This window comes from Paraburkholderia sp. (assembly GCF_050742655.1).
Lineage (GTDB): Bacteria > Pseudomonadota > Gammaproteobacteria > Burkholderiales > Burkholderiaceae > Paraburkholderia.
On sequence record NZ_JBOIGG010000020.1, the window covers coordinates 63,168 to 86,273 of the forward strand.

Below are 23,106 nucleotides of genomic sequence, written 5' to 3' on the forward strand. Positions count from 1 at the left end.
ACGCGTCAGTCGTTCACTCTCGAGCGCCCCACCTTCACCTCGCCACGCTTCGTCTTCGTATCGAGGCGACGCCGGTTCGATGCGCGCGTCGGCCGCGTCGCGACGCGCGACTTGCGGGTCACGCTCACGCTGTCGATCAGTTGATCGAGTCGCGCGAGCGCCGCAGCCCGATTCATCTCCTGGGTCCGATGCTCCTGCGCCTTGATCACGACGACGCCGTCGCGCGTCAGCCGATGATCGTTCAACGCGAGTAGACGCATCTTCAGCACGTCGGGCAGCGACGATGCATGGACGTCGAAGCGCAGGTGTATCGCACTCGACACCTTGTTGACGTTCTGGCCGCCCGCGCCTTGCGCGCGCACGGCGGTCAGCTCGATTTCGTTCGGTGGGATCGGATAGCGGGAAGTCATGCCCGAATGATAAACGCGCGGCGCCGGTACGGGCTTGCTGCGTCGTTACGAATGCGTGTTTTCACACTGCCGCATCGCGTTTCACGGCAGTTCGCCGGCGTCCTCAGCGCCGATCCCACGCGACGCCGCGGCGATCCGCTCAGCGAGTCCCGAGTCGCGCCGCGTCGGTGTGGCGATCGCCTCGGCGAGCACTGCACGTGAGCCGATCACGTCGACCCGTTCCCGCGCGCGCGTGATCGCGGTATAGACCAGTTCGCGCGACAGCACGCGGCTGAACACGGCAGGCAGCACCAGTACCGCGTGCTCGAACTCGGAGCCCTGCGACTTGTGCACGGTCAGTGCGAACGCCGTATCGTGCGGCGGCAGCGCAGCCGGCGACACCGCACGCACGCCGCCGTCGCCGGTCCGGAAAAAGACCCGCAGCGTACCGCCCGGTCCAGGCAACGCGATCCCGATGTCACCGTTGAACAGGCCGAGCGCATAGTCGTTGCGCGTCACCATCACCGGCCGCCCTGCAAACCACGATCCGCCGACTGCCTGCGGCACGCGCGCGACCCGGCGCACCTCGGCGGCCATCGCGGTATTCAACTGCTCGACGCCGCGCGGACCGCCGCGCGTCGCGCACAGAATGCGATAACGGTTCAGCGCGTCGAAGAGCGGCAGAGGATCAGGTTCGTCGGTGGCCAATGCCGCCGTGAGCGCGACTGCGTACGGCGTAAATCCGGCCGCGAGCCGCAGCACCGTGCGTTCGCCGAGTGTCGGGTTCGCGTCCTCGTGGAGCGCCGCGCGTTGTTCCGCCTGCGCACCGTCGGTCAGCACGTCGAGCGCGGCATCGCTCGCGCCGCGCCGGATCGCGAGCGAAAGACGCCCGATCGGCGACGTCAGTCCAAACCGGTAGTTACGCTCGAGCCAAACGACGCAATCGGCGAGCGGTGCAGCCGATGCATCTGGCGGCTGAGCGTCATGTACGTCGTCCGCGGCATCCGGGTCAGACCTTGTGGTCGCCGCTTCCGCTGCCACCTCCAGCGACCACGACGGTGCTTCCTGGTCGCCGAGCCACGGCGGCGTCCCATCGTCAGGCGCCCACGTATCCCAGCCGTCGTCGAATAGCGTTCGCGTCTCGCTCAGGCCATCGTCCGCATGCGGCAACGCGGCGGCAAACGTCGCCGCATCGATCGAGAGCGCCGCCGCGATCGCCTCGATACCGGCCGCGCTGAACGCGGGCCGCGCGCCCAGTTCCGCGAACACCGCGCCCGCCTCCACCGCGGCGAGCTGATCCTTGTCGCCGAGCATCACGAGCCGCGTCTGCGGCGCGATCGCATCGAGCAGATGCGCGGCCATCGCGACGTCGATCATCGACGCCTCGTCGACGACGACGACGTCGTACGGCAGCGGATTGTCCCGATGATGGCGGAAGCGTCCGGACGGCCCCGCGCCGAGCAGCCGATGCAGCGTGTACGAGGTCTGCGGCAGCCGTGCGGCGAGTTCGGGCGGCAGACTGCCGGCCCGTGCGAGCAGCGCCTCCTGCATCCGCTGCGCCGCCTTGCCGGTCGGCGCGGCGAGCGCGATCCGCAGATCGGTGCGCAGATCGAGCAGACACGCAAGCACGCCGACGACCGTCGTCGTCTTGCCGGTACCCGGTCCGCCGCTGACGATCGTCAGTCCACTTGTCAACGCGGTCGCCGCTGCAACGCGTTGCCAGTCGATGCCGTCATCCGGAGGCGGACCAAAGTAGCGCAGCAGCCGTGCATGAATTTCACCAGACGATGAATCGTCCGCGCCGTCGCGCATCAGCGCACGCGCGGCCCGCTCATGCGCGACGAGCGAACGCGCGAGGCGACGCTCGTAGTCGTAATAGCGTGCGAGGTACAGGCGGCCCTGCGCGTCGAGCACCAGAGGGCGCAGCGCCGCTGCTTCCTGCGTGCCGTCGCTGACCACGCCGCTCGCGAACAGCGCCGTCCGGATCTCGCGCGGCGCCGTCTCGTAGCGACGCGCGAGTGCCCACAGCGGCACGCACACGTGACCATCGGCGGTCGCCCGGCTCGCTGCGAACGCGGCACGCGCAGCCCAACGAACAATCTCGGCCGTCGCACCCGAACGACGCGTCAGCGCTGCGATGCGTCGCGCGAAACCGTCGGCCAGTGCGGTGCTGAAATCGGTTGGGGCCGGCAGCCTGATGTCGGCTTCCGGAAACAGTACCTCGCCAGGGCCGGCGACGGCGCGCGTCTTTGTGTTCATCCCGCGCCTCCGTCCATCAGTACATCGAGTTCCTTCACCAGCCCGTAGAGCGGCCGGCGTGCATGCACGCCCGTGGGCTCGCCGCCATCGCGCCAGCCCGGGCGCACGCCGCGCACGAACAGATAGAGATAGCCGCCGATGTGCCGGTCATAGTCGTACGCATCGCGCAGACGCGACTTCAGATAGCGATGCAGCGCCACCGTGTACAGCAACGCCTGCAGGTGATACGCGTGCTCCGCCATCGCGACGTCGAGCGAGGCCGCGCCGTAGTCCGAGGGTGTATCGCCGAGATGATTCGATTTCCAGTCGACGATCCAGAACCGCCCGTCGTGCTCGACGATCATGTCGATGAAGCCTTTGACGAAGCCGCGCAGCGCGCCCGGCTCGAGCGCGACGTCGGGATAGTCCCACGCGACAAGGCACGCGCGCAGCACCGCAAAATCGAGTGACGCCGCGGGAAACAGGAACGCAAGTTCGTTGAGCCGCCGCACCGGGTTCAGCCGCTCGAGCGTCATGCCCGGGACGAGTTCGGTCGCGACGATGTCTTCGAGCAGCCGAACCATCATGCGCGGCAACCGCGCGGCGAGATCGGGTGCGGCCGGCGCGGGACGCTCGCGCAACGCGCGGAGGATTGCGTCGGGCCATGTATCGCGCGCGGAAAAATCGGCCAGCTCGAACATCCGGTGCAGACATTCGCCGGCCGCCGCACCGCGCGGAAACGCGAGGATGTCATCGGCTGCGAGCGGCTCCGCGTGCGGTTCGAGCCATGCAGGTTGTACGAGCGCATCGGCGATGCCATCGTGATCGGGACGTGCTTCCTCCGGCGGCGCGAACGCTTCGCCACTACGTGCGCCGGCCGCGATCATCCCGCTGAAGCTCGCCATTCGCCACTGGTCGCGCAACATCCGATGACTCGTGCGTGCGCGTATCTGCCGGCCGCTGTCTTCGCGGCTTTCGAGCGGCACGCGGCGCAGGCTTACCGGTAACGGATCGAGTGAGATCGCCCCGCTGTCGAGTGCATGCCAGCGCTCCGCGAGTTCGCTCTCGTCGGGCGGCGCGGCGAGCCAGTCGTCGAACGTTCGGCTAGCACCCGCAACCAGCCAGTTCAACACGCTGCGCCGCGATTCCTTCGTCGAGCGTGACGAGAGATAGGTACCCGCGACGAGATAGCAGCGATACACCGCCCGCGTCAATGCAACGTAGACGAGCCGCGCGCGTTCGGCCGCCTGTTCGCGCGACGCGTAACGCGCCGCCTGCTCGGCCCGCTCGTCGTCGTAACCGTAGTGCAGCACCGCGACACCCGTGTCGTCGTGATACTCCCGTGCATCGGGCAGCCCTGAAGAAGGCGGGTCGCGCAGCGCGCCGTCGTTCAGAAACGGGCAGAACACGACGGCATATTCGAGCCCCTTCGACTTGTGCACCGTGACGATCTGCACGAGATTGCGATCCGACTCGAGACGCAGTTGCGCATCTTCGCCGCCACCCTGCTCGCGCTGCGCCGCAAGCCAGCGCAGCGTCGGCGCAATGCCGGGCTGCGTCGACGCACGCGCCTGCAGCAGTTCGGCGAGATGATTCACATCGGTAAGCCGGCGCTCGCCATCGGCTCCCGCGACGAGCCGCTGCGCGACGCCCAGCTCGCGCATCAGCGTGCGCCACATCGCGGCGAAACCACGTTCGTGCCAGAGTGTCCGGTAGCGCGAGAAGCGTTCGACCCAGCTCATCGCATCGGCAGCGTGAGCGGGATCGTCCGCAGGTGGCAGCGCATCGGCCAGTTGTTCGAGGCGCCACAGCGCGGACGCGTCGAGACCGAGCCAGTCGGTGGCGAGCGCAGCGCGCAGCCGTCGCAGGTCGCCCGGCGTATCGACGGCGGCGAGCACGCGCTCGATCTGCTCCGCGTCGAGCGTCGAAAACACCGACGCCTGCGCGAGTTCCACGCTGCCGACACCCCACGCGGCCAGCACGCGTTTGATCAGGCTTCCCTGACGGTGCGTCTGCACGAGCACCGCGATGGTGTCCGGCGCGAGCGGTGCGTCGCCGACCTTGACCGTGCCTGCGCGCGCGCCGCGCAACAGCCGCGCGATCTCGGCCGCGGAGGCTTCGCTCGCCGCACGCTGCGCGTCGCGCTTCGTCAATGCTCCATCGCCACCCGGCAACGTCCAGATGCGGAAGTCGCGCGTGCGATGCGCGTTGTCACCTTCGACTTGCAAATCGACAAATGGTGGGCGCTGTCGCTCACCCGCGCGCACCGGCTGATAGTCGAGCCCATCGAGCACGAACGCACGCGGGTTCGCCTCGAAAACACGATTGCATGCATCGACGATCGACGCCGTCGAGCGCTGGTTGACCGCGAGCGTATAGCGCGCCGACGCGTCCGCACGGGCGGCGAGATACGTGTGCAGATCGGCCGCGCGAAAACTGTAGATCGCCTGCTTCGGATCGCCGACCAGAAACAGCGGACCAGCCGGCGCGAAGATGCGATTGAAGATCGCGAACTGCAGCGGGTCGGTGTCCTGAAACTCGTCGATCAGTGCAGCCGGATAGCGCGCGCGCAACGTCTCGGCGAGCCACGGATGCGCGGCGAGCGCTCGGTACAGGTTCGACAGCAGATCGTCGAACGATACGACGCGGCGCGTGCGCTTGCGGGCCGCGAGTTCGTCCGGCGCATACGCGAGCCACGTCTGCACGAGCACGAGCCAGCGTGCGCGCTGCGCGGCTTCGGCAGCGACGACGGCCGCCGCGAGCTCGTCGGCGAGCACGAAGAACGGATGCTCCGGCGGCTCGAACTTGACCTTGGTCGCCTTCGCAAGCGCCGATGCGGTCAGCTTGAGCGCCGCGCGCGGCGGCGGCGCATGGCAGTCGTCCTGCGCGAAGTAATCGGTCCACGCGTCGATGGCCGCGGCGATCGCGTCCGGCTTGTGCGAGGTCTTGCTGAGCCGCTCGCCGGCTTGCGCGAGCAACACGACGACCGCGTCGCGTTCCGCTTCCCACACTGCACGTGCAGCGTCGAAGCGTGCCTGCGGATCGTCCTGCACAACCGGGACATCGTCTTCGGAGACTGCACCGCTGCCCCAGCGCAATTGCGCGAGCGGCTTCTTCAGGCGCCGCGCGAGCTGTTCGTCGAGTGCGTCGGGTCCCGCGCGCTTGCCGACGAGCCACGCGGCGAACGCCGGATGCGCGGCCGCCACCGGTTCGACACGTTCGCGCCAGAAGTCCGCCGCCAGTTCGAAACGCAGCGGCGCATCGTCGGCTTCCATCTCGAACGCGAACGGCATCGCCGCCGCGAACGGCGCCTCCTGCAACGCGCGCTGACAGAACGCGTGGATCGTGTGGATCGCCGCCTGATCGAACGCACGCAGCGCGCGCCGCACGATGCCGGCCGCACTCTCGCGATCGATTCCATTGCCCGCGGCGAGCGTCGTGTCGAACAGCCCCGCGATGAGCGGGTCACCGCCGTCGTCGCCGATTTCGAGCGCGCGCTGCAATTCGGCGAGACGTCCGCGGATCCGCTCGTGCAATTCCGCGGTGGCCGCCTTCGTGAACGTGACGACGAGAATCTGGTCGGCACCGAGATTCTTTTCGAGCAGCAACCGCACGTACAACGCGCAGATGTTCCAGGTCTTGCCGGTACCGGCCGATGCCTCGATCTGGTTCACGCCGTCGAGCGCGCAGCCGAATACGTCGAGCTCGCTTGCGTCAGCTGCCGGTTGCGTCGTGCCGATCATGGCGCGCTCCGCAGATGCTCGATGAGCGGCTTGAACACGACCGCCGCGAGCGTGCCGAACGGTTCGTCGAGCGTGAGCGGCGTGCCGCGCAGCGCGATCCGCAGCGCCGGGTCGTCGGATTCGCTGCGCACACGCTCGTTGATCCACGCGCCCTGCGCCGCTGAATCGCTGTCGCTGATCTTCGCCCACGCGCTTTTCGGGAAGAACCGCAACGGTAGCGAACGGCCCGCGCGAAACAGCGCGGCGAGCGGCGCGAGCGCCTCGAGCGGCGCGGCGACCGGCATGAACTCGAAGGTCTCGCCGCTGCCGTGCCATACCGTACGACGCGCGCCGTCGGGCCGCGCCGCGCAGTAGACCAGATGCGCAATCCACGCGGACAGGTAGTCGCGCGCGGTCGGCCGTGCGTAGCGGAACACGACCTGTCCTGCATCGGTCAGCAGATTCAGCGTGCCGTGCAGTTGCAGCGGCCCCTGCGCCGCCTCGCGCAGCAGCGCATCGTATTGACCGAAGAGCGGCACGTCGCCGGTATCGGGCCAGCGCGGCGCGACATCGAGCGTGAATGGCAAACGCTGCACGCCGCCCGACAGCGCTTGCCGCACGCTGTCCGCGAGTTGTCGCAGCGCGCCCAGTTCGCGCGCACGCCACACGGCGCCCGTCGCGCCGCCCGGCAACTCGGGGCTTGCCTCTGCGACGCGGCGCACGCGCTCGAATGCACCCGGCTGTTCGTTCGGGTCGAGCAGCGCGGGCAGCAGACGATCGGCGAGCGCATCGCGACCTGCGTAGTCGAGTTCGAACGGTTCGGTATCGAGCAGTTCTCCCTGCGTGTCGGAGAGCACGATGCCAAGCCGGTCACGCAGCAGCGCGCGCGCAGGGTGGCGCCAGAAGCGCTGGAAGTCGTCGAAGGCCACCGGCGCCGCGACCTCGACGGGCAACGGCTCGGTAAAGAACGGCGCGGTCGCTGCATGGCCCGGTGCGGCCAGCAGCGCCGCAAGCTCCGCGCGATCGGGGTCGTACGTGAAAAGCGGCGCGTCTTGCCGCGGCCCGAAGTAATCGGCGGAGAAAGCCTGCAGCGGATGCTCGACGACGAACGCGCGGCGTGCGTCGTCGAGTTCCTTCTGCGATGCGTCCGGCCCCGCCGACACACGCGCCAGATGATCGAGCAGTTCGTCGACGAGTGCGGCCGGCGGCAGCGGCGCGTTGTCACGAATACTGCGGCCCGTGTACGCGATCAGCAGACGGTCGCGCGCGGCGAGCAGCAGGTCGAGAAACAGATTGCGTTCGTCGTCGCGGCGCTGACGGTCGCCGGGCTTGCCGAACGTCGCCATCAGATCGAACTCGTCCGCGCGCGCGAGGCTCGGCAGCACGCCGTCGTCCATGCCAAGCAGACAGACGACGCGATAAGGCAGCCCGCGCAGGCTGGTCAGCGACGAGAACGTGACACCGCCCCATGGCACACCGCCACGCGCCGGGTCGTCGAGCGCGGCGGCGAGCGCCGTGCGCACGACGGCGGCCGGCAGCGGTTCGTCGTGCGCGCCGCTGTGCATCGCGTCGCCCATCGCGTCGATCGCGTCGCGCACGTCTGCGACTGCATCCGCGAATTCGATGCCCGCATCGAAGCACTGTGCGAGCGTATCGAGCAGCAGCCGGGTCCACGCGGCAGGCGTCTGTTCCACCGACGCGCGGCGCACGAACGCATCCAGGTGATCGACGAAACGCGCGAGCCGGCCGAGCAGTTCGGCATCGGGACCGCCCGCGCCTCCGACGGGCAGCCACGCGTCGACCGGCTCGCCTCGATCCGGCATCGCGTAGCCGAGGAACAGACGCGTCAACGCATCGGCGAATGTATGCCGCGCGACCGGCACCGCTTCGTCTTCAGGTTCGACCGGCGCGAGGCCGCGCCGTGCGCCCGCGGCCGCGAGCCATTCCTGCGCGGTTTCGAGCGCGGCCGCGTCGATGCCGTAGCGGACCGCGACCGCATCGACACGCAGCCATTCGATCAGCTCGGGCGCGGCCGCGCTGCGCTCGGGCAGCGCGAGCCAGTCGAGCAGTACGCGCGCGACCGGGTTCGCCTGGGTCGGCGGCAAGCCGGTGATCCGGTATGGAATGCGGCGTAGCGACGCTTCGTTTCGACCCGCCGGCGCCGTGCCGAACACCGCATCGATCAGCGGACCGGCGGCGGCAAGATCGGGACACGCCACCAGCACGTCGGACGGCTGCAGGTCGTCGAATTCGTCGAACCAGCCGAGTAGCCGGTCGTGCAGCACTTCGAGCTGACGCGACAGGCTGTGGCAGACGTGCACTTCGATTCCGTGCCCGTTGGCACCCAGCGCCTCAGGCGGCTCTTCGGGTTCGAGCGTGAGCATCGCGTTCTGCACGGCGGCGAGCCACGTCGGCGCCGGATTGCCGACATACACCGACGACTCGCTCGACGCCGCGCTCTCGGTCAGTTCGTGCAGCATGTGCAGTTGCGCCTGGGTCTGTCGCCCCCACTCCGCGAGCAGTGGATGCCCGACCTCCTGATAGTCGAGCTGACCCCCGGCATCGAGCGCTTCGATACGCCGCTCGCTGACGATGTCGAACCAGAACTCGCGACACGGGTTCATCGCGTACAGCCGCACGTCGACCCAGCGCGACAGCGTGCGCAGCAGCTCGACGTGCAACGGCGGCATGGTCGGCAGCGCGAACACGTACACGGTCGAGGGCCAGTCCGCGCGCGCGATCGCATCGAGGTCGAGCGTATGAGCCTCATCGAGAAAACGATAGGCGGGTGGGGTTACCGCGGCCGTGGACCTGGGCCGCGTACCTTTCGGTTTGTCGGTCGGCGTTTCTTGCGCCACTTCAGCGAGCACCGCGCGCCACAGCGCCGCCTGCCACGCTTCGTCCTCGCGCGCGGCCGCGCTCGCACCGACAAGGCGCGGCCCACTCTCGCCCGGCGCGCCGCTCGCGAAAATCGACCCGCCCTTCTGCCACTGCAGCAGCCATTCGGGACGATAGGTCAGATAGTGATCGAGCACCGTCGCGACCCGCTGCGCGAGTTCGTAACGCATCGGCGGATCGGCGGCATCGAGATACGCGCGCAGTCGCGGCGACGCGTTCCACGGTGCGTGCGCGCTGTCTTCGCCGGTCCTGCCGAGTTGCCGGTAGCAGCGCCATACGAGCCGGTCCGGCGCGTACGGCGAATGCGCGGACACCGGAATCACGCCGCCAATCTGCTCCCAGAGCCACTGCGCGAGATAACGGAAGTCGACGTTCGCGCACACGCCGTGCTGCGCGGCGATGTCGAGTTCGAGCCGGCGCCGCAGAGCCGCGCTCGGCACGATCAGCGGCTGCGCGATCCACGGTTCCGACGGCGCATCGGCCATGTCGGCGAGCAGTGCCGCGACAAGCGTTTCGTACCGGTTCGAATAGAAGAGCTGGAGCATGAGGCGCAGCATAGCAAACGCACCCTCGCCGTAGAACCTGGCCGGATGACGGAGGTCAGATGCCGGACAAAATACGTTAGACTCGACGGCGTTGAATCTCCCCGTCAGCGCTTTCCACATTCGCAGGAACATCCGGCAGTCGATGCGCTATTCGATCGAAATCAAGAAGTTTCTTTACAGCCAGTATTTTTACGGTGGCTTACGCATCGCAGTCGGCGTGTCGTTGCCGGCCGTCCTCTGCCTGATCGTTTTTCATAACCGCGACCTCGGCTTCACGATCGCGACCGGTGCGCTCGGCGCGTGCGTCGTCGACATGCCCGGCCCACTGAAGTACAAGCACAACGAGATGCTCGCGTGCAGCGTGATCGGCTTCCTGTCCGCGCTCGCCACGGGGCTCGCCACCGTGAATTCGGTTGCGCTGTGGTGCACCGTGGTGCCGCTGACCTTCGTGCTGTCGCTGATCGTCGTGTACGGCAACCGCTGGCCGCAGATCAGCTTCGCGACGCTGTTCATGATGGTGATGACGCTCGAGGACAGCTTCACGCCGATGCAGGCGCTCGTCAACGCCGCCTGGATTCTGGTGGGCGGGCTCTGGTACACGTACTGGTCGACCTTCGTCACGCGCTGGATGGCGCACCGCATCGAGCAGCAGGCATTAGCGGAGAGCGTGTTCGCGTGCGCGGACTACCTGCTCGCGCGCGCGGACTTCTACGATCTCGATAACGATCTCGACGAGTGCTATCGCAATCTCGTCGCGAAACAGATCGCCGCGGTCGAGCGCCAGGACGCAGCCCGCGACATCGTGCTGCGCGGCCTGCCGAAACTGAAAAGCCGCCAGCTCGATCCGCGCCGCGCGATGCTCTTCAATCTGTTCATCAACACGGTCGACCTGCACGAGCTGTTCGTCGGCGCGCAGACCGACTACCCGCTCGTGCGCAATACGTTCGGCGGCTCCGATCTGCTGGTGTTCTATCGCGACCTCGTCCGCAAGGCCGCGGCCGATCTCGAGGACATGGGCCTCGCGGTACTGCAGAACCAGCCGCCCCGTGCGCGCGTCAACGTGAAGGCCGAGCTGCGCGCGATCGAGTTCGAGATCGAGGTACTGCGCAAGCAGGATCTGCCGGCGAAGAACCCGGAGGCGTACCAGGCGGTGTCGGCGACGTTCCGCCGGATCTGGAGCGCGACACGGCTGATCGACCGGATGCGCAAGAGTCTGTCCACCGACGCCGCCACGACCGAAACCGAACTGCGGCTCGACCAGGCGCTGTCGCGTTTCGTGTCGAGCCGGCGCGTGCCGTTCCGGCAGATCTTCTCGAACCTGACGATGGCGTCGCCGAGCTTCCGGCATGCACTGCGCGTGACGATCGCGGTCGCGGTCGGCTTCTGGCTCGGACGGCTGCTGCCGCTCACTAACGCGTACTGGATCGTGATGACCACCGTCATCATCCTGAAGCCGGGCTACTCGCTGACCAGGCAGCGCAACAGCCAGCGGATCGTCGGTACGCTGATCGGCTGTAGCGCGAGCATCGTGCTGATGCTGTTCGTCAAGGAACCGCACGTGCTGCTGGTGGTGATGTTCGCGTCGATGGTGATGAGCTACAGCCTGCTGCTGTTCAATTACACGGCGAGCGTCGTGTTCACGTCGTCGTACGTGCTGCTGATGTTCCATCTGCTCGCGCCGGGCGGCATGCGCATCATCGGCGAACGGGCGATCGACACCGTCGTCGGTTGCGCGATCGCGATCGCCGCGAGCCACCTGTTCCCGTACTGGGAATACCGGCTGATGGGCAAGCTGGTCAACGACATGATCGCGGCGATGCGGCAGTTTCTCGAAGCCACCTGGTGGTGGAGCAGCAAGCCGGCGACGGTCGCCGCGGCCGCCGTCACCGAGGGCGGTGCACGTGCGCCGGCAGCGGCCGTTGCGGATGCCGATGCGTTCGTGAAGCCGGCTGCTGCATTGGTAGCACACGGCAATGCCGCAGCCGACGATCCGGCAGATGCCGTCGCGACTATCGTTGCGCCGGTCGTTTCGACGGCAACCCCGGCCGCCCCCGCGACCCCCTCTCCCGCATCGAAACCGGCAACCACACCGGCCGCCGCGGCCGCAGCCAGCGCGCTAGACCGCGACTATCGTTACCGGCTCGCGCGCAAGAACGTGCACGTCGCGTTCGCGAACCTGGGGCAGGCGTTTCAGCGGATGATGCTCGAACCGAAGGCCGCGCAGAAGTTCGTCCCCGAACTCAACGATCTGCTGGTACGCAGCCACGTGCTCGCATCGCAAATCACCGCGGCGGCACCGCTGCTACGCACGTCGGCGCAACACCAGGACGACGTATCGCTGCAATCGCTGCAACGTGCGCTCACACTGGTGCGCGACCATCTGAGCGCCGCGGAAGCGGGCACCGCGCTACCCGCGGAGCAAAGCGACGCGGCTCGGCTGATGGCCCGCGATCTCGATACGATGGTGGTGGAAGCGGAGAAGTCGTCGACCTGGTCCGCCGACGCGGTGCACGAACTGAAACTGCTCGCGCATCAGTGCAAGCAAATGCTTGCCGCGTCGTCGCAGATCCGCAAGGACGCGAGCTTGATCCGGCTGCCGGCCGCGGGATAACGCCGCACGTCTGCGCATCCCCGGACAGATCGGCGTTATTGCGACGCGCCGCCAGCCGAGGCAGTTGTGGCAGCAGCGGTCGATGCCGCCGGCGGCGGATTCTCGCGATCGAATTCACGCTTCCCGGTAATCGCGTTGTAGAACAGCGTCGCGATCACCAGCAGCACCGCGACCACGATGAGAATGGCGATGTTGGTGGTGGGATTCTTCTTGCGCGGTTCGTTCATGAGAGAGGCTCGGCTCGCGTGGGACGCGGGGCAATGACGGAGCCGGCATTCTACGCCGCCGCACCTTGCGCCCGCCTTGCAGTGCGCAGGGGTGCGCCACCACGTCGCAGGCACGTGGATGGCGCGCGCAAGTAGCGCTGAATCTCTACATCAACGTGCGCCGGCAACCGCGAGCGGCCGCACCGGCAGCGCGGTCGAATATTTGATCTGTTCCATCGCGAAGCTGGAGCTCACGTCGTAAAGCGGCACTGCGCGGATCAGCAGCTTGTACACGCGATCGTAGTCATCGATATCGGACACCACGACCCGCAGCAGATAGTCCGTTTCGCCGCTCATCCGGTACACCTCGACCACCTCGGGAATGTCCTGCACCGCCTGCGTGAACGTGCGCGCCCACTCCTCCGTATGCTGGTTCGTCCGCACCGCGACGAACACCGTCGTCCCGACACCGAGTTTGCGCGGATCGCACAATGCGACCTGCGCCCGGATCACCCCCATTTCCTTCAAACGCTGCACCCGTTTCCAGCATGGCGTCTGCGACAGATTCACGCGTTGGGCCAGTTCGGCGACCGGCGTCGTTGCGTCTTCCTGAAGCATTTCCAGCAGCTTGCGGTCGATGATATCCATTCCCATGATTGCACCAATATAGAAAATTATTCTACTTATCGAGTTATTTTCGGAATTATATGAAAACTCTTTCTCTGGGCAAGCCGGTATAAATGTCAGTGTCCGAGGCCTGAACAAATATATCGCGGAAGTCTCCATGAATCACATTACGCCCCCCTCTACGTCTGCTCCCGCGCCTGCCGTCGCGCGCCTGTGCCGCGCGCTCGACGCTGCTTTCGACGACTGCGACGCAGCCGCCGACCCGGCGTCCCGCGCAGCCTTCGCAAGCATCGTCCGCGCGGCGCTCGCGGAAGCAGCCGCCGACCCGGCATTGCTGTCGCCCGCGCATCGCGAAGGCCATGCGGACAGCTACTGCCGCCATTTGCTCGCCGCCGATCCGCACGGGCGCTATGCGCTCGCGGCGCTCGTCTGGCAGCCAGGACAGGCGAGCCCCGTCCACACGCATCACACGTGGTGCGGCTATGCGGTCGTCGCAGGCACGCTGGCCGAAACGGTCTACGCATGGGATGCCGACGCGCACCGCGCAATCGAGACGCGCACCCGGTTGCGGTCCGCAGGCGCCGTGTCGTTCACCCGCGCCGGTCATACCGGTATTCATCGACTCGGCAATCCGGCCAACGTCGATACCGACGTCAACGCAGCGCCCGCCGTGTCGCTGCATCTGTACGGCGTGTGCGGCACGCGGATCGCGACGCACGTCAACGACATCGTGCGCATCGCGGGTGCGTCCGTTGCCATGCGCGGCACGACGCAAACCGAATCGGCCTGACGGCCGTCCGACGAGCCGCTCACTGACCACCAAGATACGTACGACGCGCGACATTTTTTAACGCCTGCCTGCGAGCATTGCCGGCCGGACGACAAACGATGCGCCACGCGTACGCCAGGCAGCCGGAATAACCGGAGCGAGCAGAACGCCAGGGATGCGGAAAGTGCCGCGAACGCGGCTGCACAGAAAGGGAAACGCGAAACGAAGAGCGGCGTGCGCGACCGGTGCCGCGTCGATGGGACGCGTAGCATCCGATTCGCGCCGCTGCGAAAGTGACTTCATGGCGGCACAAGGCAAAACTGGATACACCAGTGTAGCCGCTGCCGACTGCGGGACACGTGTCGATGCGTAACCGAATGTTAGGACACTTGTCTGCCGCGCGAATGCTGTAAACGCGGCCGGCGAGGCTGAGCGCCCCGCCGGCCGTGGACTGCCTGGGTCGCCTCGATTCTCTCGCCAGCGTCAGTAAGCGACTGTCGCGAGCTGGTGAATGAAACGTCCCTGCTCCAGTTCATCGACGAACGCGATCGCATAATCCTGCGTCGAAATCCGGCTGTTGCCGTTCGCATCGACGATCAGCGAGCCGGCGCCCGTGCGGAACTTGCCAGTGCGTTCGCCCGGCGCGATTTCCGCGGCCGGCGAAAAGAACGTCCAGTCGAGATCGTTTGCGGCGCGATAAGACGTGAGCGTATCGCGATGGGCAAGCGCCACCGGCTTGTAGGCGTCGGGGAACCCTTCGGTATCGACCAGTTGCTTGCCCGGCGCAACTTCCAGCGAACCCGCGCCGCCTACCACCGCCAGCCGTTTGATGCCCGCGGCACGCGCGCCTTCGATGAGCGAACGGGTCGCTGCCGGGAGCGGCGTGACATCGCCACGCGGCGTCGAATAGGCACTCGCGACCGCATCGAAACCATGCAGCGCAGCGGCCACGGCCGGCGCGTCGAGCAGATCGAGCTTCACGGCGCGCAGGTTCGCGACATCCGTCGGCACGCGTGCCGGATCGCGCACGAACGCGGTGACCTGGTGGCCGCGGCGCGCGGCTTCGGCGGCGATCTGCGAACCGATCATGCCGGTGGCACCGAACAGTGCGATTTTCAGGGATTGGCTCATCGTCAAGACTCCTTTGAAGTCGGTTAAATGTAACTACATCGATTACATATTCAGTGAAAAAAATCGGGGCGTCGATTTGACTACCCCGTTACGGTGGCTGGTATCGATCCACGCAGCGCGGCTATCCGCCCGCCCGTCGCTTCCTGCGTTCGCGCAAGCGTTCCGCACGCACCACGTCAGCGGTTGCGTCCGCGAGCGTGCGGGAGGCAAGCGACGCTTCCATCGCCCGCTGTGCATCGTCGACGATGCCGGTCAGCACGCTCTGGATATGCCGTCCCACCATGCAAGCAGGATTCGGCGTCTCACGATGCAACGCGAACAGCTGCGCATCGTCCACCGCCCGGTACACGTCGAGCAGCGAAATGTCTTCCGGCGCGCGCACCAGCAATGCACCGCCGCCGGCACCCAGTTGCGACGTGGTGAGCCCCGCGCCGGCGAGCATCGCCAGCAGACGGCGAATCAGCACCGGGTTCGTATTCACGCTACCCGCGATCATCTCGGAAGACAGCGGCACACCGTCCTGCAGCGACAGCAGTGCCAGCACGTGAACCGCAAACGCAAGGCGGCTACTCGTATTCACAGCGAACCCGTCCAACCACAATGTGTAACCATAGTAATTACACTTATCCGGGCTGTCAAACCCTGTTGCCCGACGAGCTTATTTTCCATCTCCTCGCCCATCTATTTGTCCATCTGCTTCTGCGCGTCGCTCGCATCCGATGGTGCAGCCGATGAAGCCGCATTCTGGCTCGACCACTCCTGCAGCTTGCGCCCCGCGCTTTCGAGCCCTGTGCCGGTCATCGCGGCCGCGTGGCCAAGCGCGGCCTGCGTCGCGCTGGCTGCGCCCTGCAGATTGGCGTGCGCGCTCGACGCGAGCGCCGACGGATCGATGTTGATCGACGGCTTCGATGCCGAGTCGAGACTTTGTTGCGTCGCCGTGCTCGCGTTGTCGACCTGCTGGCCGACATAGCTCGCCGCCTGATCGAGTTTCTGGCCGGCCTGCTGCGCGACGTCGTTGAGCTTCGCCTGGCCGGCCGATGCATCGTTTTTCTCGCAGGCGGTCAGCAGCACGAGCAGCGTCGCGGTGGCGACGGCAATACGGAACGGGGAACGGCGGTAGGTGGAGTTCGGGATCATGGCGTGAGAGCGCTGCGCGAAGCAGCGTGCGTCATTGGGAAAATCGCGGAAAACGTGGCCATGATACGCCGTCGCTGTACTGTCAAACTCGCTGGAGTAGACTGCCCGGACGTTCCGCGTCTTTTCTCTCCGACAGGAGGCATGCAATGGCAGCGAAGAAGATTCTGTTCCTCACTGGCGATTTCGCCGAGGATTACGAAACGATGGTGCCCTTCCAGGCACTGCAGGCGGTAGGCCACGTGGTCGACGCGGTCTGTCCGGGCAAGCACGCGGGCGAACGCATCAAGACCGCGATCCACGACTTCGAGGGCGATCAGACCTACACCGAGAAGCCGGGCCATCAATTCGCGCTCAATGCATCGTTCGACGAGATCGACCCGACCCAGTACGACGCGCTCGCGATCGCCGGCGGTCGCGCGCCGGAGTATCTGCGGCTCAACCAGAAAGTGCTCGACATCGTGAAGCTGTTCAACGAACAGCGCAAACCGATCGCGGCGATCTGCCACGCGGCTCAACTGCTCGCCGCCGCCGACGTGATCCGCGGGCGACGCATCTCCGCGTATCCCGCGTGCGCGCCGGAAGTGAAGCTCGCGGGCGGCGACTATGCGGACATTCCGGTCGACGCGGCGATCACCGATGCGCACTTCATTACCGCGCCCGCGTGGCCCGCGCATCCGGAATGGCTGCGACAGTTCCTCGTCGCGCTGGGCACGCGTATCGAGTTATAAACGAGATGATTGAGGCGGTTGCGGGCGACCCACGCCGGGCGTGATGCCCGTACCGCTTAATGAGCAGGCAACGGAGCAATCAGCGGACGCTGAAGCGCAGTTCCGGTTCGTCCGCATAGGTGAGTGCGGCGGCCTCGCGGGCCTGTCGCACCGCCGCTTCCGGCAACGACAGATAGAACGTCGTGCCGAAACCCTCGGACGATTCCGCCCACACGCGTCCGCCGTGCCGCTCGACCACGCGACGCACCAGCGCAAGCCCGATGCCCTCGCCGGTCGCTACATTCGAATGTAGCCGCTGGAACGCATTGAAGAGCCGCGGCAACGCGATCTCCGGAATGCCGAGCCCGTTGTCCTTCACATAGAAAATACGCAGCGACTGCACGCCGGGCGGCGCGGGCGTCGTGCCGATCTCGACGAGCCCTTCGCGTGCCGGATCCAGATAGTTGATCGCGTTTCCGATCAGATTCGCGAACACCTGCTCGAGCGCGGTTGGATCGCCCCAGACCGGCGGCAAATCGTGCACCACCACGTTCGCGCGGCGCGCCTTGATCGACGCCTGCATCGCGTCGACCACACGCTGCACGAGATCGCCCAGTTGCACCTGCTGCTGCCGGTACTCGACGCGGCCGACGCGCGACAACCGCAGCAGCGCATCGATGATGTGCGACGCGCGCAGCACTGCGGTCTGCAGATAATGCAGCGCCTCGCCGATATCGTCGTCGATCAGCCGTTCGAGGCGTTGCCGGTCGGACGAAGTCAACGACGATTGCCGGATCGCGTCGCGCAGATCGTCGCACGCGTGAATCAGCTCTTTCGAGAAACCCTGCAGATTGACGAGCGGCGCACGCAGATCGTGCGACACGCTGTAGATGAACATCTCGTTTTCCTGCGTCTGCTGGCGCAGCGTTTCGTTGATCCGCGCGAGTTCGTCGGCGCGGCGCGCGAGGTCGGACTGGAAGCGCGCCTGCAACCGCTCCGCCTCGAGCAGACGGCGGCTCGTGTCGTGCAGTGTGAGGTCGAGATTGGAGATTTCGTCGCTGCCTGGCGATGCCGGCGCGAGTGGTTCGCTGCCTGCGAGACGCCCCGCATTCGCCGACAGCAACGTGAGTCGTCCGCTCACGCCGCGCGTGAACAGCCAGATCGCGAGTGCGACGAACAGGATCGAGCCGATCACCGCGATCACGATCAACGTCTGCTGCTGGGCATGCGCGGCTTCAGCCTCGACCGCGCGCACCGAGTCGAGACGCCGCTCCTCCGCCTGGAACGCGGCGACCTGCGCACGGAAACGGTCGAGCACGTCGGTGGTCGCCTGCTCGCCAAAACGCGCGAGGACGTCGTGGCGCCGGCCCGAGTGCATCAGATCCTGGACGCGGTCCGACCATTGACGGTATGCCTGCACGGCCTGGCGAATCTGCCCCGCCCGCTCGACCTGCGACGGATTGTCGGCGACGAGTTCGGCGAGCCGGTCGATGCGGCGATCGATGTCCATCCACAGCACGATCGGCGTCGACACGTTTGCATCGCCGCCGATCACGGCGCCGCGCAGCCGCAGCGATTCGAGCAGCACCGGCTCGAGAATCGACGTGGTCTGCCGCAGCACTTCCTGGCTGTGCGCCGCCCAGCGCTCGGCCTCTTCCGCGTCGGCCTGCGCCTTTACGAGCCCGGACAGCAACGCCAGTTCGAACACGGCGGGAATCGCGATCAGCAACAGCCCTTTGGTCGTCAGTCTCATGCGCGGGAAAGAGGTGGGTCCCGACGTGCGGCGCACGGGGACGGCACATTATGTCGACGTTTACGCCGGATGACAAAGGCGTCGGGGCGGGCCGCGACGATACGAGGTGCGGCGCGTGCGCGCTGCATAATCCGCGCGCCACCCCACAGGCTACCGGTGCGACACGACGGGCTGTACGCCACGGTCACGCGGAAGCGGACGGCTCGCCGAGCGTGCCGAATTCGACCGGGCAACGGGTATAGAAGAGCCGGATGCCGGCACGCTGGATCGCGTCGAAAAGCCGTTCGGACTCGGCCTCGGTGACCGCGAAAATGACTTGCACCGGCTGGTCCGCCAGATCGAAGAAACGCGCTGCGTGGCGTGCGCCCGCATGCCCGACACCTTCCGCGGCCGCGACGACCGTCGCGCCGTGAATGTCCGCACTGCTCGCCTCGGCGAGCAGCCATTCGACCACGGTATGGTGGCCGTGACGCCGGTTCTGCTCTGTATAGAACGTGAGCTGGTAGCCGTTCATCTTGCCTCCGCAGCAACCCTTCCGATTTCATTTTAGGTCACCGCTTTACGCCCGCGCCGTCATGCTCCCGTCGCCGGCCTGTGTTCGCCGGTATTCGGCGATGATAGACTTGCGCGCCGGAGATGGCATTCTCCGCTCACCGCCCCTGTGGCTGATGATGCCTGCCTGGCCCGGATCACTGCGGACGCGGCAGCGTGTCTTTTGCAGCCCGGCCTGTCGACCCCCCGGCTTTCAGGCCCTGTCATGTATCTATCTATTTTTGCCGTCGGCATTGGCGGCGCGCTCGGTTCGCTGTTGCGCTGGTCTCTCGGTATTCGCCTCAACGGATTGTTTCCCACGCTACCGCTCGGCACGCTCGCGTCGAACGTCGCCGCCGGCTACATCATCGGCGTCGCGATTGCATTCTTCGCGCGCCACCCCGATATCTCGCCCGAATGGCGGCTCTTCGTGATCACCGGCTTGATGGGCGGTCTCTCGACGTTCTCGACCTTCTCCGCCGAAATCGTGCAGCACCTGCAGGAAGGCCGGCTCGGATGGGCCGCGGGCGAAATCGGGATTCACGTGGGCGCGTCGGTCGCGATGACACTGCTCGGCTTCGCGACGGTCACTTTCGCGACACGCTGACGCATCGACGACGCAAGCCGGATCGCGCCGACGGCATCGACCGCACCCCGGTGCAAATACACCGCTTTCAGCGGCAACAGCATTCAACGTCAAGAAAAGTCGGGAAACGACGCGCAAAAAAAAGGCGCCACGTGACCGTGACGCCTTAAAAAGTTCTAGCCATTCCGAGGGCCGTGCTAGAACCTGAGAGAGGGGATCCGAAAGCGTTGGAACTGCCGGCAGACGTACTTGCCAGAAGTGACAGCTGGCCTCGAAACCGCGCGACGGCTCCGATCCAGCAAAAGATACGGCTTCCGAGCGCCGCTTTCGAAATAGGGTTCCATTTTTTATGGTTAAGCTGACTAAGTCAAGAAAAATCTGATGTGACTCCCAGAGTACTTCTTTGAATCGCCAGGACAATAAACCGTCATAAATAAAGGCTCTCTCGTCACGACGTCCGGGGACCGCCCGCGGCTGCTTCGTAGAACGGCAAACGCGTCCCGAGTGGTTAAATTGAAATAAAGTTCCATAAAACGACATGAACCAGCCTCCGACGCCCTCCCGCCGCGCCGACCCCGTCAAAGACAAGGACGGTTCCGGTGACGAGGTTACGGCGCTCGCTCGCGGCCTGACAGTTTTGCGGCGTATTGCCGCCGCCGACGCGCCGCTCAGCAACCGCGAACTCACCGAGCAGACCGGTATTCCTAAACCGACCGTCTCCCGCATCACCGCCACGCTCGTCAGCGCGGGCTTTCTGTTCCGCCTGCCGGACAGCGAGCGCTTCGTGCTGACTTCGTCGGTGCTCGAACTCAGTAACGGCTTTCTGCGGAATTTCGATATCCGTGCCCGCTCTCGTCCCTTCCTGATCGAACTCGCCGAACTGACCTCGCTGTCGGTGCACCTCGCGGTGCGCGACCGGCTCGACATGGTCGTGATCGATGCGATCCGGCCGCGTTCGGCTGTCCTCGTGTCGCGTCTCGAAATTGGCTCGCGGATGGATCTGTGCCGTACGGCGGTCGGACGCGCGTATCTCGCTGCGCTCAGCGAGATGGAACGCGAGAAGTTGTTGACCGGTGTGCAGGCCGCGTCGGGCGACGACTGGGGTTATCTCAGTAATCGTCTGCAAAGCGCGCTGCAGGAGACCTTCACCCAGGGCTTCGCGATCGCGACCGGCGAGTGGTACGACGGGCTGAATGCAATCGCTGCCGGCTTCATCGGTCCGTCGGGCGAACGCTACGCGGTGAATTGCGGTGGCTCGGCGCATCAGTGCCCGCGCGACTGGTTGATCTCCCGTGCGGCGCCCGCGCTGCTCGACTGCATCGAACGGATCGTGCAGGAGATCGGCGGCAGTCCAGGTCACCGGCTCGACGACTGACGACACCTCGCCCGGCTTTTACGCCGCGCGGGTGAGACGCGCAAAACGACACCGTACCGCCGCGCGATGCGGCGGCACGGTGTCGTCATAACGAATCGTGACCGGGCAACCTCGGGCAACCCCAGGCAATCTCAGTAACCAACCGAAAAATACGCGGCTGGACTGTAACAAAGCGCTCGACGTAGCATCGTGGTTTTCAGCAAGCTGTCAGCGGCGCGAGCCCCATCCGACGGCGCATCGCCGGTATGGCACGGTGTCGTGGCGACGGAAGGTCGTCGTTTGTCCGGCCTTACCATTTGTCTCATGCCTCGCGTAGGATCGCGCTGAACCGGCTCGCGGCGCCAGCAGTCGAGCATGCCTGCCCGCCGCCCTACGTCCCGCCGACGCAGCGCTTTCGGCTCCACTTCACGTCACCGAAAACCGATGGACGAACAACAAAAGCATCCAGAAAGTACGCCACCTCAGTCCGATCCGGGTCGTCCGGCTTCCGGTCCTTCGGGCACGCCCCCGGCATCAGGTAAGCCAGGCACCCCCGGCACGCCGAATGGCAAGCAACCCGGCAGCAAGCGCGGCCGCACGATCGCGCTGATCGTCGCCGTCGTCGTGATCGCGGGCATCGTGCTCTTTCGCTGGCATCCGTGGGGCGGTTCGTCGGGTGCAGCGGCGCCGGGCGGCGCAAGCAACGCCCGTGGTGGCCGACACGGCGGCGGTGGCGGCCGCGGCGGCTCGCTCGCGAACCTGCCGCAGCCGGTTCACGTCGCGACCGCGTCGCAAGGCGAGATGCCAGTCGTGCTGACTGCGCTCGGCACGGTCACGCCGCTCGCGAACGTCACGGTGCGCACGCAGCTGACCGGCACGCTGCAGACCGTCGCGTTCCAGGAAGGCCAGATGGTCAAACAGGGCGACGTGCTCGCGCAGATCGATCCGCGGCCGTACCAGATCTCGCTCGCCAACGCACAGGGCACGCTCGCGCGCGACCAGGCACTGCTGCAGACTGCCCGCCTCGATCTGAAGCGCTATCAGACGCTGCTCGCGCAGGACTCGATCGCGAGCCAGCAGGTCGACACGCAGGCGTCGCTCGTCAAGCAATATGAAGGCACGGTCAAATCGGACCAGGCGAACATCGATACCTTCAAGCTCGACCTGACCTACGCGCGCATCACCGCGCCGGTGTCGGGCCGCGTCGGGCTGCGCCAGGTCGATCCGGGCAACTACGTGACGCCGGGCGACACCAACGGCATCGTCGTCATCACGCAGTTGCAGCCGATTAGCGTGATCTTCACGACGTCCGAAGACAATCTGCCCGCGATCATGAAGCAGCTCAACGCGGGCGCGAAGATGTCGGTGACCGCGTACGACCGCAGCAACACGCAGTCGCTCGAAGGCGGTTATCTGGAGACGATCGACAACCAGATCGACACGACCACCGGCACACTGAAACTACGCGCCAGTTTCAAAAACGACGGCAACGTGCTGTTCCCGAACCAGTTCGTCAACACTCGCCTGCTCGTCGACGTCGTGCGCAACGCGGTGATCGTGCCGACGTCGTCGGTGCTGAACGGCTCGATGGGTCAGTTCGTCTACGTCGTGAAACCGGACAACACAGTGACGGTGCGTCAGGTGAAGATCGGTCCCGTCGATGGCGAGCGCACCAGCATCCAGTCCGGCCTGCAGGTCGGCGAGCGCGTCGTGATCGACGGTTCGGACCGGCTGAAGGAAGGCGCGAAGATCACGATCCCGGCCGACCGCCCTACGGGTGCATCGGGCGCCCACGGCGCCCATGGCGCATCAGGGGCATCTGCGGCAGCGGGTGCCTCCGCCGCCCATGGCCACCATCGCCGCCCCGCGGCGCAAGCTTCCGAATGAAAGGGCACGGCTAAT

The 23,106-nt window shown here is 66.3% G+C and carries 17 protein-coding genes and 1 riboswitch; of the genes, 6 read left to right on the forward strand and 11 right to left on the reverse strand.

Annotated features, from left to right (window positions below; translation table 11 throughout):
• Positions 1-5: 5 nt before the first annotated feature.
• The 4 genes from arfB to recC all read right to left on the reverse strand — a co-directional run bounded on the left by arfB (position 6) and on the right by recC (position 9,792).
• Positions 6-410 (reverse strand): alternative ribosome rescue aminoacyl-tRNA hydrolase ArfB, encoded by a 405-nt coding sequence (gene arfB, locus ACREXZ_RS24885; RefSeq protein ID WP_431766780.1) that lies wholly within the window; start codon positions 408-410, stop codon positions 6-8.
• A gap of 81 nt (positions 411-491) precedes the next feature.
• Positions 492-2,648, reverse strand: coding sequence for an AAA family ATPase (locus ACREXZ_RS24890; protein ID WP_431766781.1), 2,157 nt, complete (start codon positions 2,646-2,648; stop codon positions 492-494).
• The gene (recB, locus tag ACREXZ_RS24895; protein ID WP_431766782.1) at positions 2,645-6,370 is read right to left on the reverse strand and encodes an exodeoxyribonuclease V subunit beta; all 3,726 of its coding nucleotides are present in this window, start codon (positions 6,368-6,370) and stop codon (positions 2,645-2,647) included. The genes ACREXZ_RS24890 and recB overlap by 4 nt, the downstream gene beginning before the upstream one ends.
• Complete coding sequence (recC, locus tag ACREXZ_RS24900) at positions 6,367-9,792, reverse strand: exodeoxyribonuclease V subunit gamma (protein WP_431766836.1); 3,426 nt, start codon at positions 9,790-9,792, stop codon at positions 6,367-6,369. Before recC ends, recB begins: the two co-directional genes overlap by 4 nt.
• A 142-nt stretch (positions 9,793-9,934) precedes the next feature.
• Here recC and ACREXZ_RS24905 point away from each other — a divergent pair, with 142 nt between their 5' ends.
• Positions 9,935-12,403: an FUSC family protein gene (locus tag ACREXZ_RS24905; protein ID WP_431766783.1), complete on the forward strand. Its 2,469-nt coding sequence runs from the start codon at positions 9,935-9,937 to the stop codon at positions 12,401-12,403.
• A gap of 35 nt (positions 12,404-12,438) precedes the next feature.
• Here ACREXZ_RS24905 and ACREXZ_RS24910 read toward each other — a convergent pair whose 3' ends face one another.
• A complete protein-coding gene (locus ACREXZ_RS24910) occupies positions 12,439-12,630 on the reverse strand; it encodes a hypothetical protein (RefSeq protein WP_431766784.1) in 192 nt (63 codons plus the stop codon).
• A gap of 150 nt (positions 12,631-12,780) precedes the next feature.
• Positions 12,781-13,263: an Lrp/AsnC family transcriptional regulator gene (locus ACREXZ_RS24915; RefSeq protein WP_431766785.1), complete on the reverse strand. Its 483-nt coding sequence runs from the start codon at positions 13,261-13,263 to the stop codon at positions 12,781-12,783.
• A gap of 130 nt (positions 13,264-13,393) precedes the next feature.
• Between ACREXZ_RS24915 and ACREXZ_RS24920 the strand changes: the two genes are divergently transcribed.
• On the forward strand, positions 13,394-14,026 hold the full coding sequence (locus tag ACREXZ_RS24920; RefSeq protein ID WP_431766786.1) for a cysteine dioxygenase: 633 nt from the start codon (positions 13,394-13,396) through the stop codon (positions 14,024-14,026).
• Positions 14,027-14,488: 462 nt separating this feature from the next.
• Here the strand turns inward: ACREXZ_RS24920 and ACREXZ_RS24925 are convergent, their stop codons facing one another.
• From ACREXZ_RS24925 to ACREXZ_RS24935, 3 genes are all read right to left on the reverse strand, one after another.
• Entirely contained in the window at positions 14,489-15,136 is a 648-nt protein-coding gene (locus ACREXZ_RS24925; protein ID WP_431766787.1) for an NAD(P)-dependent oxidoreductase, read from the reverse strand.
• A gap of 121 nt (positions 15,137-15,257) precedes the next feature.
• On the reverse strand, positions 15,258-15,716 hold the full coding sequence (locus ACREXZ_RS24930; protein WP_431766788.1) for an Rrf2 family transcriptional regulator: 459 nt from the start codon (positions 15,714-15,716) through the stop codon (positions 15,258-15,260).
• 101 nt (positions 15,717-15,817) lie between these two features.
• The gene (locus ACREXZ_RS24935; protein WP_431766789.1) at positions 15,818-16,273 is read right to left on the reverse strand and encodes a hypothetical protein; all 456 of its coding nucleotides are present in this window, start codon (positions 16,271-16,273) and stop codon (positions 15,818-15,820) included.
• Positions 16,274-16,419: 146 nt separating this feature from the next.
• Between ACREXZ_RS24935 and ACREXZ_RS24940 the strand changes: the two genes are divergently transcribed.
• A complete protein-coding gene (locus ACREXZ_RS24940) occupies positions 16,420-17,001 on the forward strand; it encodes a DJ-1/PfpI family protein (RefSeq protein WP_431766790.1) in 582 nt (193 codons plus the stop codon).
• A gap of 79 nt (positions 17,002-17,080) precedes the next feature.
• On the opposite strand, the gene ACREXZ_RS24945 is transcribed toward ACREXZ_RS24940, so the two are convergent.
• Together ACREXZ_RS24945 and ACREXZ_RS24950 are read right to left on the reverse strand one after the other, a co-directional pair.
• Positions 17,081-18,733 (reverse strand): sensor histidine kinase, encoded by a 1,653-nt coding sequence (locus tag ACREXZ_RS24945; protein WP_431766791.1) that lies wholly within the window; start codon positions 18,731-18,733, stop codon positions 17,081-17,083.
• Positions 18,734-18,917: 184 nt separating this feature from the next.
• Positions 18,918-19,247, reverse strand: coding sequence for a DUF190 domain-containing protein (locus ACREXZ_RS24950; RefSeq protein ID WP_431766792.1), 330 nt, complete (start codon positions 19,245-19,247; stop codon positions 18,918-18,920).
• A 109-nt stretch (positions 19,248-19,356) separates the two neighbouring features.
• Positions 19,357-19,418: riboswitch (Fluoride riboswitch) on the forward strand.
• 72 nt (positions 19,419-19,490) lie between these two features.
• Between ACREXZ_RS24950 and crcB the strand changes: the two genes are divergently transcribed.
• From crcB to ACREXZ_RS24965, 3 genes are all read left to right on the forward strand, one after another.
• Positions 19,491-19,871, forward strand: coding sequence for a fluoride efflux transporter CrcB (gene crcB / locus ACREXZ_RS24955; RefSeq protein WP_431766793.1), 381 nt, complete (start codon positions 19,491-19,493; stop codon positions 19,869-19,871).
• A gap of 517 nt (positions 19,872-20,388) precedes the next feature.
• Positions 20,389-21,225, forward strand: coding sequence for an IclR family transcriptional regulator (locus ACREXZ_RS24960; protein WP_431766794.1), 837 nt, complete (start codon positions 20,389-20,391; stop codon positions 21,223-21,225).
• Between the two features lie 423 nt (positions 21,226-21,648).
• Positions 21,649-23,091, forward strand: a complete 1,443-nt coding sequence (locus ACREXZ_RS24965) for an MdtA/MuxA family multidrug efflux RND transporter periplasmic adaptor subunit (RefSeq protein WP_431766795.1) — start codon at positions 21,649-21,651, stop codon at positions 23,089-23,091.
• Positions 23,092-23,106 lie beyond the last annotated feature (15 nt).

Excerpts from the sequence above, each read along its gene's own strand:
- ACREXZ_RS24950 (WP_431766792.1), bottom strand. The coding sequence starts at position 19,247 with ATGAACGGCTACCAGCTCACGTTCTATACAGAGCAGAACCGGCGTCAC.
- ACREXZ_RS24940 (WP_431766790.1), top strand. The coding sequence starts at position 16,420 with ATGGCAGCGAAGAAGATTCTGTTCCTCACTGGCGATTTCGCCGAGGAT.
- ACREXZ_RS24890 (WP_431766781.1), bottom strand. The coding sequence starts at position 2,648 with ATGAACACAAAGACGCGCGCCGTCGCCGGCCCTGGCGAGGTACTGTTT.
- crcB (WP_431766793.1), top strand. The coding sequence starts at position 19,491 with ATGTATCTATCTATTTTTGCCGTCGGCATTGGCGGCGCGCTCGGTTCG.
- ACREXZ_RS24905 (WP_431766783.1), top strand. The coding sequence starts at position 9,935 with ATGCGCTATTCGATCGAAATCAAGAAGTTTCTTTACAGCCAGTATTTT.
- recC (WP_431766836.1), bottom strand. The coding sequence starts at position 9,792 with ATGCTCCAGCTCTTCTATTCGAACCGGTACGAAACGCTTGTCGCGGCA.
- recB (WP_431766782.1), bottom strand. The coding sequence starts at position 6,370 with ATGATCGGCACGACGCAACCGGCAGCTGACGCAAGCGAGCTCGACGTA.
- ACREXZ_RS24965 (WP_431766795.1), top strand. The coding sequence starts at position 21,649 with ATGGACGAACAACAAAAGCATCCAGAAAGTACGCCACCTCAGTCCGAT.
- ACREXZ_RS24920 (WP_431766786.1), top strand. The coding sequence starts at position 13,394 with ATGAATCACATTACGCCCCCCTCTACGTCTGCTCCCGCGCCTGCCGTC.
- arfB (WP_431766780.1), bottom strand. The coding sequence starts at position 410 with ATGACTTCCCGCTATCCGATCCCACCGAACGAAATCGAGCTGACCGCC.
- ACREXZ_RS24910 (WP_431766784.1), bottom strand. The coding sequence starts at position 12,630 with ATGAACGAACCGCGCAAGAAGAATCCCACCACCAACATCGCCATTCTC.
- ACREXZ_RS24935 (WP_431766789.1), bottom strand. The coding sequence starts at position 16,273 with ATGATCCCGAACTCCACCTACCGCCGTTCCCCGTTCCGTATTGCCGTC.
- ACREXZ_RS24945 (WP_431766791.1), bottom strand. The coding sequence starts at position 18,733 with ATGAGACTGACGACCAAAGGGCTGTTGCTGATCGCGATTCCCGCCGTG.
- ACREXZ_RS24915 (WP_431766785.1), bottom strand. The coding sequence starts at position 13,263 with ATGGGAATGGATATCATCGACCGCAAGCTGCTGGAAATGCTTCAGGAA.
- ACREXZ_RS24960 (WP_431766794.1), top strand. The coding sequence starts at position 20,389 with ATGAACCAGCCTCCGACGCCCTCCCGCCGCGCCGACCCCGTCAAAGAC.
- ACREXZ_RS24925 (WP_431766787.1), bottom strand. The coding sequence starts at position 15,136 with ATGAGCCAATCCCTGAAAATCGCACTGTTCGGTGCCACCGGCATGATC.